This window comes from Pyxidicoccus fallax (assembly GCF_012933655.1).
GTDB classification, from domain to species: domain Bacteria; phylum Myxococcota; class Myxococcia; order Myxococcales; family Myxococcaceae; genus Myxococcus; species Myxococcus fallax.
Genome location: NZ_JABBJJ010000070.1, coordinates 27944 through 43172, shown reverse-complemented (window position 1 = coordinate 43172; position 15229 = coordinate 27944). Strand labels below are relative to the sequence as shown.

Genomic DNA, 15229 nt, shown 5'->3' with positions numbered 1-15229 from the left:
CCCCCGAACCCGACGAGCCCGAATCCTCCTCGGGATGCGGATGCGGGACAGCGAGTGGCGCGGACGCGGTGCTGCCCTGGCTCCTGCTCGCCCTGCTCGGCCTGTCCGCGTTCCCCGGCGCGCGTCGCCGCCGGGGTCCGGGAGTCCACTGAGGGGCGCCAGCAGGACGGACCTCCGCCCCGCTTGAATCGAGGCGGAGGTCCGATGCGAACTACTGCGCCTGGGTGTACGTCGGAGCGAGCGCACCCGTCAGGGCCGCGTCGCGAAGCCCGGGCACCAGGCCCTCCGTCGCGCCGAAGGCCTGCCCGTGCGCGGGCAGGAGGCTCGTCCCGTCGATGCTCTGGAGCTGGAAGTCCGGGTTGGCCAGCTCGTACGCGAAGTCGAGCGAGGCGCTCCGGTTCTGCGTCGTGGACAGCACGAACGCGCCATCCACGATGACCTGCGGACGGTGGTCCTCCAGGGTGGCGACCTCCAGTCCGGGCACCTCATCCATCAGCGAGGCGAGCTGGGACGAGGGAACGACGAAGAGGTCCGCCTCATACGCGGGAATGGGGTCGGGAGAGGAGCCCATCACCTCGTTCACCCAGCCGGGCACCTTGATGCGGCGCGGAGGCGTGCCGCACCACTCACCGTCGTAGTCCCACAGATAGCCGGCCTGATTCATGGAGAGAATCTCCTGCGCCGTGGAGATGTTGGTGGGAATCTCCAGGCCGTACATGTCCAGGCGGTAGCGGTCGAAGCCCACCGAGAGGTACTCCCACCACCAGGGAATGCCAATCGGGAAGGGCCACCGGTACCCGGGGTGCCACATGGAGAAGCTCGCCTGAATCATGTCGAGCCGCGCGCCGCCGCTGTCCGCCACGTAGTCGCAATACTGCGGGCGGGCGATGCCCGACTGCTGGCACTCGCCGCAGTCGTCCATCAGGCAGCGCGCGGGCGACATCTCCAGCTCGGGAATCATCGTCGCCTCGAAGCTGCCCTCGTAGTCCCCGTAGAAGCCGTTGGAGGCGTAGGCGCACCAGCGCGGCGGGTTCGCCGACTCGCACTCGGGACACTCGCCCGGCAGGCAGTAGGCGTTGATGAGCCCGTCCTCCAGCAGCTCGGGAACCATGGTGTGGTTGCCCAGCAGCACGTCCGGGAGCGCGCCGGACTGACGTGCCACCTGCAGCGCCTGGTAGAGCTCCTGCTGGGACGAGAACTGGGAGACCACCACCTCGTTGCCGCTGTTGCCCTGGTACGCGTCCACCGCCTCCACGAAGGCCTGCTCGGCCGGGCCGCCGAGCGAATGCCAGACATGGACTTCCCCGACGTCCTGCGCGGTGGCCACCGTGCTTGTGAAGCACGCCGCCACCGTCATCCACTTCAGGATGTTCGTTCTCATGGACTCCTCTGCGTTTGGGGTGTGAGGCGCGACAAACACTAGCAGCCCAGGCCGACGCAAAGAAACACGAGCCATGTATCTCAAATATTCCGCCGAGCGCGTCAGAGCGACCTGAGGAACGCGAGCATCGCCTCACGGTCCTCCAAGGGCAGGCGGACGTAACGCTCGCGTGCCGGCGCGGCCTCGCCGCCGTGCCACAGCACCGCCTCTTCGAGATTGCGTGCCCGGCCGTCGTGCAGATAGCGCGTGTGGCCGTTCACCACCTCCACCAGCCCGATTCCCCACAGCGGAGGTGTGCGCCACTCACTCCCGCTGGCGAGCCCATCCGGGCGGCCGTCCGCGAGCCCTTCGCCCATGTCGTGCAGCAGCAGGTCCGTGTACGGGTAGAGCTTCTGCCGCGACAGCTCCGGGAGGTCGGGCACGTCTCCGGTCTCCAGCGGACCGGAGACGTGGCATCCGCCGCACCCGATGGCGCGGAAGACCGCCTTGCCCCGTAGCACCTGGGGCGCGTCCCAGTCCCTCCGCTTCGGCACGGCGAGGAGCCGCGTGTAGAACACCAGCGCATCCAACTCCTGCCCCCCCAGCTCGGGTTCCCCGGGCCCGTCCCGCAGCAGGCTCGTGGTCAGCCCCATGTCAGCGAAGAGCGCATGCGTCACCTGCTGCTGCACCGAGGGCTGGTTGGCCTTCCACCCGAAGCGGCCCAGCTTCGGACGCCGCTCCACGTCGTCCTCGACGTAGTTGGGGCGCCCCGAGATTCCGTCCCCGTTCGCGTCCTCTGGGTCGGCCAGGGCCAGGAGGGTCTCCTCCGGTATCGCCTCCAGCAGTCCCAGCCCGAAGACCGCGGGAGACACCCTCGGAGAGAAACGCGCGCCCTGCCCCAGTGGCCCCCGTGACAACTCCTCGAACGTGTAGCGCGGCCGCAGCAGGGAGAACGGCGCGCCATCCGCGAACTCGCCCGGCACCTCGTCGTAGGCCACCACGGCCTGGCCCTCCGCCTGCGTCCCCTCCACGCCTCGCGGGTCGAGCTGCACGCCGTACAGCGGATGAGCCCCCTGCCCCTCCGGACCGCTCAGCTGGAAGACCAGCGAGGACGGAGGCTGTCCGCGCCCATCCCTGTCGTGACACGTCGTGCACGAGGCGGCGCTGAAGAGCGGCCCCACCCGGACGGGCGCGAACTTCGGGTCGAGCCAGTCACGGTCGAACACGCCCTTGCCCTTGTGGAAGTACGGCCAGCGCGCCCGGTACATGTTCGCGGGCGAGCGCCCGAACGACGTCCTTCCCGAGGCCGGCACCGTCGTGGCTCCGCCCTGGAGTTCCTCTCCCGGCTCCGCCGCGACGGGGAGGTCGCCCAGCACGAGCTCATTCGAGCGCCAGCCAGGGACGGCCCACGCCGCCGTCAGCAGCAGGCCTCCCACGGGAATGCCCAGAAGGAATTTCCGCGCTCGCATCGCCGCGTCTCCAGCTGCTGGGGTTCAGCCAAACATACCGCACCCCACTGCCATCTTCGAAGGTGGGCCGACGTGGTCCGTCGTCCTCGGTGTGCGCGTGCGCCCCTCCCGTGGAGGAGTTGTCTCCCCGTGGCGCCGCCATGTAGAACCGCGCACTCAACCGCGTAACACAGACACACGAGCGAAGGGCACGCATGGCAACCCTGAAACAGCTGGCGTTCCGGATGGCGAGGACTCCCGCCTCGGGTTCCCTGGTGCGCTTCGGCTTCGCGCATGCGGACCGGCTCCTGCCGCTCACCGCCGTGGAGCGCGGAGGGCTCGCCACCATCTATCGCCACCCGCGCCCGTGCTACGGCACCTTCCACCACATCGCCGTTCCGCTGCGCGGTGTCCCGGACATCTTCGCGCTCGCGCATCCGCGCCATGCCGAGCTGCGTGACAGCCTCTTCGCGCTCATCGCCAGCGCGCGGCAGCGGACGCCCTCCGCGGTGCTCGTCAACGCGGGGCCCCGGCAGGACGTCGGGCAGGTGCACTTCCACCTCACGGATGGCGCGCCCTACCCCGAAGCCGTGCGCTCCGAGCGCCTCACCTGGCCGGGCTGGGACGAGGCCCTCCGCGCGCTGACCTCCGTCCCAGACATCCAGGAGCGCTACCGCTCCGGCTTCTCACTGCTGCAGGACGCGGCGGGGCCCCAGGTGCGCCTCATCTGAGGTTCAGCGGGCGGCCGCCGTGGGAGCCCAGAAGTGCGCCAGCGCGCCCGAGGCGTGTGCCTCGGTGTACCGGCGCAGGTCCTCTCCGTTGTCCACCTCGAGCCAGCCGGACGAGATGGGCACGGCGTGAATGGCCACTCCGTCGGAGATGAGGTCCTGCAGGAAGGCCGTCATCGAGGTGTTCCAGTACCGGGGGTCCTCCGCCACGCGGCGGTCGAAGCGCTCGTAGAGCGCGTGCAGGACACCGGGCCCGAAGCGCAGCAGCCCGATGTACTGCCCCTGCACCTCCGCCACCGAGCGCACCCGCGAGCCGATGTCGACGATGCGCTCCCCGTCGAGGCGCAGCGACTCGCAGTCCGTCGTGGGGTCCTCCATCCGGAGCTCCCAGAGGCGGCGCCACTGCCGGTCGATGGCGACGTCGATGTCGCGGGACGCGGCCAGCATCGCGCCGAGCACCTCACGCGAGAAGACGATGTCTCCGTAGGCGACGAGGACTGGCTCGGTCCGTGGCACCACGGGCAGGCTGAAGCGCAGCGTGGAGACCATGTTGCCGGTGGTGTACGCGGGGTTCACCACGACGCGCACGTCGCGCCCGGTGCGTATCTGGTCGGGGTACGCGCCGGCCATCACCGTCACGTCGACGCCGAAGTGCTTGTACACGGCGAGCTGATGGTCGAGCAGCGGTGCTCCCGCCAGCTCGACGAGACACTTCGGCCGGTTCGCCGCCAACGGTCCCATGCGGGTTCCAAGCCCCGCGGCCAGGATGATTGCTCTCACGGGTAACGCGCCTCCAGGTATTCGAGTACTGCGGGAAGGTGTCGGGGCTCGCGCTCGGGGTGCCAGAGGATGCCGAGCGACGGCCGGTCCGCGCTCGCGAAGGCCTCCACCCCGCCGTCCTCCGAGCGCGCGAGGACGTCCCATCCCCGAGGGACGGAGCCTTCCTCGATGCCCCAGTGGTGGAAGCTCGCGACTTCCGCCGGGCCTCGCCAGCCGTCGACGAGCGGGCCTACCAGCCCGTGGCGCACGCGCACGTGGGACTCGACGCGCACGAGCCGCATCCCCGCGGCGAGCGCGAGCATCTGCGCGCCCCGGCACACGCCGAGCAGCGGCGTCCCCGTCCGGGCGGCGAGTGACATCAAAACGGACTCCGTCTCGTCCCGCATGGGGACGCGGTCCTCCCCCGTGCCCGGCGCGTCGTTGCCGCCAGTGAGGATGACGAGCCGCGGGCGGAGCGCCTCGAACTGCGCCGCCGCCGCGCCGGGCACGTTCACCGCGGGGAACGGCACCCAGCCCGATTCCCAGAGACACGCGGCCCAGGACGCCTCGAGCGCATCGCGAACCTCCGGACGGCCCGGGACGCGGTCGCTGCGCTGGGTGACGAGGACGATGCGCTCACTCATGGACGAGCCTGCGCCCCCCGCAGTCCAGGGTCATCGTCCGGCCACTCGCGAGCCGCCGGAGCTGCTCACGACCCACGCCGATGGCCGCGGGAATCCGCATCTCCGTGCACCGCACGGCCATGTGCGAGTTGGCGCCACCGTACGCCGTGACGATGCCGGCGACGCCAAGCGCGAGCAGGCTGTCGTAGCCGGGGTCCGCGCGCTCCAGCAGCACGATGATGCCGCGCACGCGCTCCGGGTCCGGCAGCCCGTCCGCCACGAGCACGGGTGCGCGCACGCACTCCCGGGTGACGAAGAGGGGCTGCTCGTCGCAGCTCACGTGGACGAGCAGGTGGGACGTGCGGCCGACCACGTCGGGCAGCTCGATGAGGTCGATGGCGGCGGCCTGCTCGCGGGCCTCGTCGATGGCGGCGCGGCACCGGCTCCGCGCCGCGTCCGCTGGCAGCGCCATGGCGGCCTCCACCTGTTCCAGCGAGAGATACGCGAGCGCGTCCCGGCCGAGCCCCAGCAACTCACCCCACGTGGCGATGTGCTCCAGCACGCCGCTGAGCGTGCGGGTGAAGACGTGCTTGCCGTACTCACGGCCCGCGATGGCCGCTTCGAGGTGTCCGAGGAACGCCTCGCTCGACATCTCCAGGCCGGCCTCGCGCAGGCCCGCGCCGATGCGCTCGTGGAGGCTCCGCGACAGCGGCTCCTCGTGCCGGGGGAGCGCCTCGCCGCCGGAGATGAGCGGACCGAAGTAGCGCTCGGGGTCCGTGGCGTAGCGCGGCACGCGGATGTCGTAGGTGCCCGGGCGAAGGTGTCCGTACTCCGCGACGAGCACGTCGAGGCCCAGCTCGCCCCGCTTCACGCGGAGCGCGTCCGCCTGGAGCTGCCCGGCCACGGTCCGGATTCGCTGGAGCACCTCGCGCTGCTCCCCCGCGTCGAGGATGCCCTCGCGCACGAAGCTCTTGAGCATCGCTGTCACCACGAACGCCGTGCGCGCCAGGTGCGCGAACGGGAGCGTGCCGAGTTCCCGCAGGTGCGCGAGCACGGGACCGAGCCCGCCTCCGAAGCCTGGCCCGAACGGCGCGGCACGCAGCCGCTCGATGCGGCCCAGCTGCACCGGCAGGTCGCGCAGTCCTCCGAGCGTGATGTCCCGCAGCGCGGCGACCAGCGCGTCCAGCTCCGCTTCCTCCACCGCGGGGAGGTAGCGCCGCCGGAGCCGCTCGCGCAGTCCGAGGGTGGTGCACGTGTCTGCGATGTCGAACTCCACCTTGTCGTGCAGCCTCGGGTCCTCGGCGAGCCGGGCGAGCTGGAGGGACACGAGGGTGTCCGCCACGTGCGCGGGCGTGACGGCCGGGATGAAGGAGTTGAGGGAGGCCCGCACGTCGACGTAGGCGTGCCCGGCGAAGTCCCGCAGGAGGGGAACCCCGCGCAGGTCGCGGTACCCGTACTCGGCGCGCTGGGTGGCCCAGGTCTCGTCCGTGATGAGCCGCCCATAGAGAGAGCGGGCGAGCGGGAGCGGACGCCGGCCAATCATCTCGGCGGGGTTCCAGTCCGTCATCGTGCTGTAGACGGGCCCGTCACCGACGACGGGGCGCTCCGGCAGGATGAGCGCTTGGTGCGCCGTGCAGGCGTCCGTGAGGAGCCTCGCGCGGCGGACCTCGCGGTCCTCGCGGGGCACGGTGCCCTCGGCGATGGGACGCACCTGGAGGAGGTGGAAGTCCCCGCCCGCCATCGCGAACTCGATGTCCAGCGCGTCCACGCCGGTGAGTTCCACCAGCTCACGGCCCACGTCGACGACGCGGCGGAGCGAGCCCTGGAGCATCGCCGCGGGAGCACCGTGCTCCACGTACGCGGAGGAGTGGTTCTCCGAGGCCCCGGAGGTGATCTGGTCCGTGCGTCCGCTGTGACGGTCCGACGCCACCACCCAGTACGGGGCGAGCGTCTCCGGATGCCGCGTCATCAACACGCCGCTCTCCTCCACCGGATGGATGTAGTCCTGGAGGAAGACGTGCTCGGACTCCGCCCCCTGCTCGTACGAGCCGAACACGTCCGAGATGGCCCGGGCGAGCGCCTCGGTATCGCGCGCGTCCACGTCGAGGACGGAGAGGTAGCGCCCCGCGTTCGACGCGGTCCACGCGTCCTCCGCCGAGGCCGACGAGCGCACGACGACGCGCGCCGCCCCGAAGCGCTCCCGCACGCGGCGGAGCACGCCATCGGGGTCCAGGGCCCACTCCTCCCCCCACACGATGTGCGGCCGGGAGATGCGCCACGGCCCGCGAAGCTCGGAGAGGATGTCCAGCGTGCGTGCCTTGCCGCCGAGGACGAGCCGGCCCACGGGTGTGAGCGGCTCCTCCGCGGCCTCACCCGCGCGCAGCTCGACACGCACCACGTCCCTGCCCTGCCCCAGCCGGCGGGACACCTCGTCGAGGTCCCAGCCTTCGAGCTCGCCGCGCACCGCGTGGGTCCGGCCGAGGATGAAGCGGCACTCGTCGCGCCAGGTGGCGACGAGCGCGGAGGCGCCCTGGAGCAGCGCGTGGAGCACGCGTGGCCGCAGGAGCACCGTCCCCTTGAAGGCGAGCGTCAGCGGCTCTCCGCCGCTCAGCTCCGCGAGCGAGCCCAGGGCGCGCTCGGCCCAGGCGCGCATGGACGCGTGGGCCGGCCCGATGCCGCGCACCACGCAGTCGGCGCCGGCTTCGGAAGTCAGGGGAGGAACGAGGCGAAGCGTGGCGGAGTCGCGATTCCGGTGCGTCATGAGCAACCTCGCGCGCGCGGGCGCGGAGCCCGCGGTGGGAGCGGCGTCACATTGCGGCCACCGACCACGTGTGGTGGACTCGATGCATGAGGACTTTCGCCACGGATGAGCGGCTCGCGTATCGCCGCGCGGGCAACGAACTGCAGCCTCGCCCTTCCGAAGACCACGTCCTGTCCTACGAATACCGGCTGATGCAGCTGCCGCTGGTGCGGCCCGACCACCCGGACGTCGTGCCGTTCGACGTGAAGGCCGGCTACGACTGGCTGGGCACCTACCGCGCGCCCCGCTTCTCGCTGGTGGGCTTCGTGGACTTCGGCGCCTTCTCCGTCAGCCCCCAGTTCAATCGCTTCATGAACGCCGTCGCGACGACCGCCGCGGCACGGAAGATTGCCTGGGACATCGTCGACAAGCGCCGGTACCGGCACCACTACACCATCTGCGGTGGCCTCCATGACCGGATGCCCGAGAAGGACATCGTCCCCTTCGTGAAGCAGCGGCTCGAAGGCTTCCCCCGCTTCCGCATCCAGGTGAAGGGCGGCTGGTTCTGGGGAAAGAAGAACGGCCGGATGTACTTCCCCGTCTACCCCGAGCTGACGGACGGCCCGGAGCCGGTGGACCACCTCACCGCGGTCCAGGCGCGCCTGGGCCACGCGCTCCACCCGGGCTTCTACATCGGCTGTCTGCAGCTCACGGACCACCTGCGCTTCAACTCCGAGCTCGACGTGCACGAGGCGGACGAGCTCTTCGGTGTCCTCCGCGGCTTCCGGGACACGGTGCTCGTGGAGCTCGAGGTGAACGAGCTCGCCATCCTGCGGACGCACGACGACCTCATCCTCAAGAGTCGCGTCGTCGAGCGCGTACCGCTCGCGGGGTGAGGGGCTCATTCGAACTCCTGGAGCGCGCTGCGCAGCAGCACGCGCTCATAGGGGTTGCGCACCAGGGCGCCCACCGGCTGGATGAGCTGTGAGAGGTCCGTCTCGCGGTACAGCGCGGGCTGGTGGAGCAGCTCGAGCGCAGCCGCGGCGAGGCCCGGCTCCACGCGATAGTCGAACATCCCCGGCCGCCGGGGGTGCGTGAGTCCCGTGCGGACGACTTCCTTCACGAGCGCGGACTCATCGGCCACGACGCGCAGGTACAGCTCGCGGGACGCCGTGTGCTCGGAGCGCAGCTCCGCGAGCTGACGCGCGGCCTCGCGCCACGACTCGACCAGGCCTCCCGGGAAGGGAGCGATGAGTTCCACCTCTTCGGCGAGGCGCAGACGGAGGTGGACGAGGAACTCCACGGGCGAGGGCCGCCACGCCCGGCCCACCACGGCGGCCGGGAGCTGCTGCATGGGCGACGTGGCGCGTGAGGTGTGACGTCCAGGCTCCGCGAAGAGCACGCGAAGCTCGCGGGGGTCGAAGGCGGTGGCGGCCTCTTCGATGGTCGCGCGCGCGTCGTCCGACGAATGCATGAGGCTCAGCGCGCGCGTCGGGGCATTCAGCCGGCTGCGCAGGTGGTGCGGCGCGCGCTTGCGCGGGTCCGCGGAACCCTTGAGCGCCTTGAACGCCGCGGACGCCGAGCGTCCCGGGGTGTGCAGCAGCAGCGCGTGGGAGGCCTCGAGCAGGTAGACCTCGCTCGGGACGGCCCATGTCTTGTCGAGCGCGATGGGCCGGTTGGGGCTGTACACCGCCTCGATGCTGCTCTGCGTGTAGTGGACGAACCGCCGGTCCACCGTGCGGAAGCCCTCGCTCGCCAGGAAGGCGAGCGCCTCCTCGGCGAGCCCGAGCCCGATGGCGTACGGATCGAAGAAGGTGAAGACGAGTTCCTCGCTCGCCGGACGCGAGGCGAAGGTCTCGATGAGTTCGGCCACATTGGCGAGGTTCCTCATGTCATGCCTCCAGTGCCTGGACCCACGAGCCACACCGCCTCGGCCGGTGCGAGCGACACGTCTCCCCTGCCCTGACGGCCTCCGAGGAGGTCCCTCCACTCGCGCAGCGGTGACGGGATGGCCACGCGCTCGACGCCGAGGTTCACCAGCACGTGCAGGGGCTGGTCGCGGTGCCCGCGCGCGAGGTGGAGGACATGCGAGGCCACCATCCGCGCTTCGCAGCTCCCGTCCTCGCGCAGCGCGGGCGTCTCGTCGCGCAGGCGGATGAGGCCGAGGAGGGACTTCAGGATGCGCGCGTGCTCCGGCTGCTGGAGCAGCGCGCGGAGCGCTCCGTAGCGGTAGCGGTACCGGTTCGCGGCGCGGGGATTCGAGGGCTCGATGCACACCGCGTCCGGCAGCCCGAACAACGTGGGGAAGTAGAGCGACGGCGTGCCAGGGAGCGCGAAGAGCAGCGCGTGCGCGGCGAGGTAGCGCTCCACGTCGAGGCCCGCCTCGGTGGAGAAGATGCGGTTGAGGGAGCTGTTGAGCTCGTACGGTCGCGGCTCACCCCGCACGTCCGCGTGGGACACCCAGACCCCGCTCCGCTCCAGCCGCTCCAACACCCGCCGCGTGGTGCGCGCATCGAGCGGCGGGTCCATGGGGCGCAGGTGCACGCCGTCATGCGTTTGCAGGAAGGTGTACCCGTCATGGCGGTGCGCATCCGACGCGGACGCGTTCACCCACTCCACCAGCGGCCCGCCATCCCCGACGAGGGCCGCCGCGAACACGAGGAGCGGCACCGACAGGTGGTTGTCGTGCTGCGCCAGTTCCGCGCCCAGGTAGCACCGGTCACCGGAGCGGTGGTCGGTCTCCGCGAGGAGGCGCACCGAGGGGTCCACGAGGTCAGCCACCGCGCGCAGCGCACGCACGAGCACCCGGGCCTCCGGCTCGTGCGGCCCGCCGGGCACGCGCTTCCACACGTGGGGAATGGCATCCAGACGGACGACCCGAGCCCCCACCTCGACGAGCCGCAGCAGCGTCGCCGCCATGGCCGCGAAGACGGTCGGCGAGCCATGGTGGAGATCCACCTGCGCACGCCCGTACGTGCACCACGCCCACACCGGGTCGGCCGCGGTGTCGAAGCGCTGGAGGATGGCGGAGGTCCGCACCCGCGTGCCCCATTCGATGGCGCGCGGCGCGGAGAACAGGTGGAAGTCTCCCCGGTGCGCCGCCTCGCCGCGCAGCACGCTCTGGAACCACGGGTGCGCGGTGGACACGTGGTTCAGCACGAGGTCGAGCATCAGCCCGCCGCTCGCCTCCGCCAGACGCGAGAGGTCATCCCACGCACCGAAGCGCGGGTGCACAGCCTGGTGGTCCACCACCGCGAAGCCGTCATCCCCATCAGACACATAGGGCGGGAGCACGTGCAGGAGCGCCGAGCCCACGCCGCCCACCTCTTCCTGGAGGAAGCGGCGCAGCGTCGCGAGCGGAGCCGCGTCATCGTCGAGCACGTGGTCCGGGTACACGGAGATGACCGCGGGCCGCGCGGCGCGCCCGGAACGGGAGGCCACGCGAACGCCGTCCGCCATCGCCGCCACTCCCCGGGCGAGCGCGTCCGCACGCTCGCCGCCATGCAAAAGGGCAAGCGCATCCCCTAGCCGCGCCATCGCGGAGGCGCGGGTGGGTTCAGCTGTGGTCTGTGAGGAGGTCATCCCTGGTGCTCGAGCACGTAGTCGATCTTGCTCTGGAGGAACGCCACGGCACTCGCGAGCTCCGGCTCGCTCGACAGCCGCGCGGCGATGCGCTTGTGGAGCGCCTCGATGCGTGCGAGGCAGTCACCGAGCGCGCCCACCGCGCAGTCCGAGAGGATGGAGAGCCCCTCCTCCAGCAGGCCGCGGTCCACCTCGCTCGCGGAGGCCATGGCCTTGCGCGACTCGACGACGAGCCACTTGCGCGAGGCGCTGGTCACCCCGAGCGCCGCGAGGATGGAGACGAGCGCCTCCTCCACGGCGATGCGCGCCACATGCCGGGCGGACTCGTCACTGAAGGCGCGGTGGCTGATGGCGTCCTCCAGGTACTCGTGGATCTCCATGAAGTGGCGCACGGCGAGGTAGGTGGGCAGCAGGTCGACGAGGAACTCGTCCCGCCAGTTCGCGACGACGCGCGGGTTGAGCAGCGGCACGCCGGTGCGCAGGCGGTGGAGGAAGCGCAGCTCCGGGCCGTCGATGAGGGGGATGAACTTCAGCTCGGACGGTTTGTAGAGCGCCGGCGCGATGGCGGTCATCCACGTCATGATTTCGGAGACGCGGGCGCGCTCGGCGAGCTCGATGTTGACCTCGATGCCGTCGCAGTACTGGAGCGCCTCGCTGAAGCGGCTGTTCTTGAAGCGCACGCCGTCGCGGCTCGTGATGAGCGCCGTGCGCTGCGGCACGAGCACCATCAGGTCGACATCCGAGCTGGGAGTGCCGTTTCCGGCCGCGAGCGAGCCCGTGAGCAGGACGCCGCACGCGGCGGGGTCGCTGACGAGCTCCGAGAGGATGCGCTCGAGGTCCACGCCGTGGGCGCGGAGCGTCTCGGCGGTGAGCGGTTGACCGCTGGCGAGCTGATGCGTGCGCTTCATGATGCCACCTTCCCCCGTCCCTCCTGGGACAGCTGCAAGTCCGTGAAGACGTCCGCGCACGCATCGGCGATGGTGCGCACCATCTGTTCCTCGTGGGTCCGCATCACGCTCATGCGGAGCAGACCGCGCCCCGGCGGCACGGCCGGGGAGATGACCGGGTTCGTGTAGATGCCCCGGTTCCACAGCAGGCGCCACGCCTGGAGGGTGTCGAAGTCCGCGCCCACCTCCACGCTGACGATGGGGCCGTCCGAGGGAATGGGCTGGATGCCATGCCTCGCGAGCGCGTCGCGGAGCGACTGCACCCGCGCCTTCAGCTCGCGCACCAGGTGGGGTTCCGCCTGGAGGATGCGCAGGGAGGCGAGCGCCGCAGCCACGGAGGCCGGCGTGTTGGCGGCGGTGAAGAGGAAGGGACGCGTGTTGATGCGCAGGGCTTCGATCTGCTCCGCGTCCGCGATGATGGCGCCGCCGCAGGAGCCTAGGCTCTTGGAGAAAGTGATGGTGATGAAGTCCGCATCCTGGACGATGCCCTCGTCCTCCACGGTGCCGAGCCCGCGCTCACCCGCCGTGCCGAGCCCGTGGGCCTCGTCCACGACGAGCGCCAGCTTCGTGCTCCGGCACACGTCGAGGAAATTCCGGAGCGGCGCCCGGTCTCCGCGCATGGAGTAGACGCCCTCGACGACGCAGATGCCGGCGTGGGTGTCGCCCGCCGCCTGGGCGCGGAGGTCCTCGGGGTCGTTGTGGCCGAAGCGCTTCATGTGCGCGCGCGCCAGCGCGATGCCGTCGAGGACGGAGGCATGCATCTCGTCATCGACGTAGGCGCGGTCATGGCGACCGAGCAGCGAGCTCATGAGGCCGAGGTTCGCGGCGTAGCCGGTGGGGAACACCATGGCGCCGGTGCGGCCATAGAAGCGCCGCAGGGCCTCCTCGAGCTCCTCGTGGAGCGCGAGGTTGCCGTTCAACAGCCGCGAGCCCGTCACGCCCGCGCCCCAGCGCGCGGTGGCCTCCTGGGCGGCGGAGATGACGCGAGGGTCGTTCGCGAGCCCGAGGTAGTTGTTCGAGCCGAAGTTGAGGATCTCCCGCCCCTCCATGTGGGTGATGGGGCCGGTGGCGGACTCCACGCGGGTGAAGTACGGGAGGCGGCCGATGCGCCTGCCGAGGCGGGCCTGCGCCACGCGCGGGTCGTCGAGCAGCCGGCGGATGATGGGGGACCGCGAACGGTCCGGTGGGTCTCGGTCAAGTGGTGTCATGTTTTTGGTCCCGGAAGTCGAAGGCGAGGCTCGCGACGGCGGCGCAGACGGCGGTGAAGGCGAGGATGACGGCGGTGCTCTGGAGCACGACGCCCCAGCGGCCCTCGCCGAAGGTGACTTCGTGGAGCGCGCGCAGGGCCCAGTAGTGCGGCGTGGCGTAGCCGAGCGTGCGCGACCAGGCCGGCAGCGCGTCCGTCACGACGATGGCGCCGCCCACCGCGCTGAACGTCACGAGCACGAGATAGGAGAGGTTCGACAGCGTGGCCGTGCTGCGGGTGACGGCGAAGAGGAGGAACCCCAGCGCCGAGCCGCTGACCACGAGCGCCGCGCCGGTGAGGGCCACCTGCAGGAGGTTGCCGTGCAGCGGCAGGTCGAGGAACACCGCCGCGAAGCCCGTGAAGAGGAGCAGCTGCGCGAACGACATCGCGCACGCGGGCAGGACCTTGCCGATGGCGAAGGCGAGCTTCGAGGGGCGGATCAACGCCTGCCGGCCGCTCGTGTGGTACCAGAAGTCCCGGTAGAACGCGTGGCCCGAGTACGTCACCACCATGTAGCTGAACATCACCGCGAAGCCGATGGTGGCCCGGCCCATGGCGCCCGGAGCCGAGTCGAGCCCCGAGACGCCGGGGCCGAGGATGGCGGAGAGGACGGCGGGCAGGATGAAGATGAACACCATCGCCGTGCGCTCGCGCCAGAGGACGCGCCACTCGGTGAGCGCGTAGCACCCCACCTCGTTGACGAAGTGGGCGCCCGCGTTGGCGGAAGCCGTGCTGCCCGGAAGTGCGTGCGGACTCATCGCGCCTCGGTCTCCTCGGCGAAGGAGCTCAGCGACGGATCCCTGAGGAGGATGTCGCGGAGCCGATTGCCGGACAGGCGCAGCTCGGACAGGCGCACGTCGGGAGGGATTTCGCCGAGCTTCGCCCGGACCTCGTCCAGCGTGCCGGTGGCGAGCGTGAGTTCCCACGAGGCGCTCGTAGGGCTGTCACCGCGCAGGGAAAGGGTGCGGGCCCGGTTGGACAGGACGCTGCCCAGCTCCCCGAGGTCGCGCGTCGTCCCGTCGCGCAGCAGCACGAGCTCCGTCGACAGCTCCTCGATGTCCTCCGGGTAGTGCGCGGTGACGAGCACCGCGACCCCCTCCGCGCGCCAGCCGCGCACGAGCTTGACGACGAGCTGACGCGCCTCGAAGTCGAGCGCGACGGTGGGCTCGTCGAGCAACCGGATGGGTGGGCCGTGGACGAAGCTCGCCGCCAGGTGCACGAGGCGCCGCTGCCCACCCGACAGGTGGTGGACTCGCGTGCGGGCGATGGAACCCAGCGAGAACTCCTCGATGGCCCGTGCCACCGCGGCCCGCGCCTGCGAGCGCCCGAGCAGGAGCCGGGCGAGATGCCCGACGTTCTCCTCCACCGTCAGCATCGGGTAGAGCCCGATGGCCTGCGTCGCGTACCCGATGGCGCGGCGCTCGGGGAGCACCCCGGCGTCGAGCAGGAGCGAGCCCCGGGTGATGCCCCGCACCGTGCGGGTGAGGACTCCGAGCAGCGTCGTCTTCCCTGCCCCGTTGGCGCCGAGCAACCCCACGGAAGCCCCGGCCCGCAGGCGGATGGAGGCCTCCCGGAGCACGGGCGCGCCACCCGCGGCGTAGGAAAAAGACAACCCTTCTGCAGACAGCAAAACCGGTCCGCGCATGGAACCCAATCGTTGAAGGTCAAAGGCCTACATCACCGAGAAGTCGAAGCAATGCGGTGAAAACACGCGATACCAGCCAGGGCTGACATCCCGTCTTCTCGGGTGTGGCGCTGCAAGACCTGTTCCCAGGAGGACAGTCGCGCTTCCGGGG

At 71.0% G+C, this 15229-nt stretch carries 14 protein-coding genes; 3 read left to right on the top strand and 11 right to left on the bottom strand.

Annotated features, from left to right (window positions below; genetic code table 11):
* Positions 1–152: MYXO-CTERM sorting domain-containing protein (locus HG543_RS57015; RefSeq protein WP_369334964.1), on the top strand; the 152-nt coding region annotated here is incomplete at its 5' end.
* A gap of 59 nt (positions 153–211) precedes the next feature.
* Here the strand turns inward: HG543_RS57015 and HG543_RS17025 are convergent.
* Positions 212–1381, bottom strand: coding sequence for a type 2 periplasmic-binding domain-containing protein (locus HG543_RS17025; protein ID WP_169345839.1), 1170 nt, complete (start codon positions 1379–1381; stop codon positions 212–214).
* A 101-nt stretch (positions 1382–1482) separates the two neighbouring features.
* A complete protein-coding gene (locus tag HG543_RS17020) occupies positions 1483–2829 on the bottom strand; it encodes a di-heme oxidoreductase family protein (RefSeq protein ID WP_169345838.1) in 1347 nt (448 codons plus the stop codon).
* A gap of 194 nt (positions 2830–3023) precedes the next feature.
* On the opposite strand from HG543_RS17020, the gene HG543_RS17015 reads away from it, so the two are divergent.
* Positions 3024–3539 (top strand): hypothetical protein, encoded by a 516-nt coding sequence (locus HG543_RS17015; protein ID WP_169345837.1) that lies wholly within the window; start codon positions 3024–3026, stop codon positions 3537–3539.
* Positions 3540–3542: 3 nt separating this feature from the next.
* On the opposite strand, the gene HG543_RS17010 is transcribed toward HG543_RS17015, so the two are convergent.
* Genes HG543_RS17010 through HG543_RS17000 form a run of 3 tightly spaced genes read right to left on the bottom strand, consistent with a single transcriptional unit; the run spans position 3543 to position 7679 of the window.
* Complete coding sequence (locus HG543_RS17010) at positions 3543–4316, bottom strand: NTP transferase domain-containing protein (protein ID WP_169345836.1); 774 nt, start codon at positions 4314–4316, stop codon at positions 3543–3545.
* Positions 4313–4939: a gamma-glutamyl-gamma-aminobutyrate hydrolase family protein gene (locus HG543_RS17005; protein ID WP_169345835.1), complete on the bottom strand. Its 627-nt coding sequence runs from the start codon at positions 4937–4939 to the stop codon at positions 4313–4315. The genes HG543_RS17010 and HG543_RS17005 overlap by 4 nt, the downstream gene beginning before the upstream one ends.
* Positions 4932–7679, bottom strand: a complete 2748-nt coding sequence (locus HG543_RS17000; protein WP_169345834.1) for a PEP-utilizing enzyme — start codon at positions 7677–7679, stop codon at positions 4932–4934. Before HG543_RS17000 ends, HG543_RS17005 begins: the two co-directional genes overlap by 8 nt.
* Positions 7680–7765: 86 nt before the next feature.
* Here HG543_RS17000 and HG543_RS16995 point away from each other — a divergent pair, with 86 nt between their 5' ends.
* Positions 7766–8554, top strand: a complete 789-nt coding sequence (locus tag HG543_RS16995) for a hypothetical protein (RefSeq protein WP_169345833.1) — start codon at positions 7766–7768, stop codon at positions 8552–8554.
* Between the two features lie 5 nt (positions 8555–8559).
* On the opposite strand, the gene HG543_RS16990 is transcribed toward HG543_RS16995, so the two are convergent.
* The 6 genes from HG543_RS16990 to HG543_RS16965 form a co-directional block, all read right to left on the bottom strand.
* Positions 8560–9549 (bottom strand): nucleoside-diphosphate kinase, encoded by a 990-nt coding sequence (locus HG543_RS16990; RefSeq protein WP_169345832.1) that lies wholly within the window; start codon positions 9547–9549, stop codon positions 8560–8562.
* Positions 9546–11117 (bottom strand): alpha-amylase family glycosyl hydrolase, encoded by a 1572-nt coding sequence (locus HG543_RS16985; RefSeq protein WP_169345831.1) that lies wholly within the window; start codon positions 11115–11117, stop codon positions 9546–9548. Before HG543_RS16985 ends, HG543_RS16990 begins: the two co-directional genes overlap by 4 nt.
* 119 nt (positions 11118–11236) lie before the next feature.
* Positions 11237–12148 (bottom strand): nucleotidyltransferase domain-containing protein, encoded by a 912-nt coding sequence (locus HG543_RS16980; protein ID WP_169345830.1) that lies wholly within the window; start codon positions 12146–12148, stop codon positions 11237–11239.
* Positions 12145–13395 (bottom strand): aminotransferase class I/II-fold pyridoxal phosphate-dependent enzyme, encoded by a 1251-nt coding sequence (locus HG543_RS16975; protein WP_169345829.1) that lies wholly within the window; start codon positions 13393–13395, stop codon positions 12145–12147. The genes HG543_RS16980 and HG543_RS16975 overlap by 4 nt, the downstream gene beginning before the upstream one ends.
* Positions 13382–14191: an ABC transporter permease gene (locus tag HG543_RS16970; protein WP_169345828.1), complete on the bottom strand. Its 810-nt coding sequence runs from the start codon at positions 14189–14191 to the stop codon at positions 13382–13384. The genes HG543_RS16975 and HG543_RS16970 overlap by 14 nt, the downstream gene beginning before the upstream one ends.
* Positions 14188–15045, bottom strand: a complete 858-nt coding sequence (locus tag HG543_RS16965; RefSeq protein WP_169345827.1) for an ATP-binding cassette domain-containing protein — start codon at positions 15043–15045, stop codon at positions 14188–14190. Before HG543_RS16965 ends, HG543_RS16970 begins: the two co-directional genes overlap by 4 nt.
* Positions 15046–15229 lie beyond the last annotated feature (184 nt).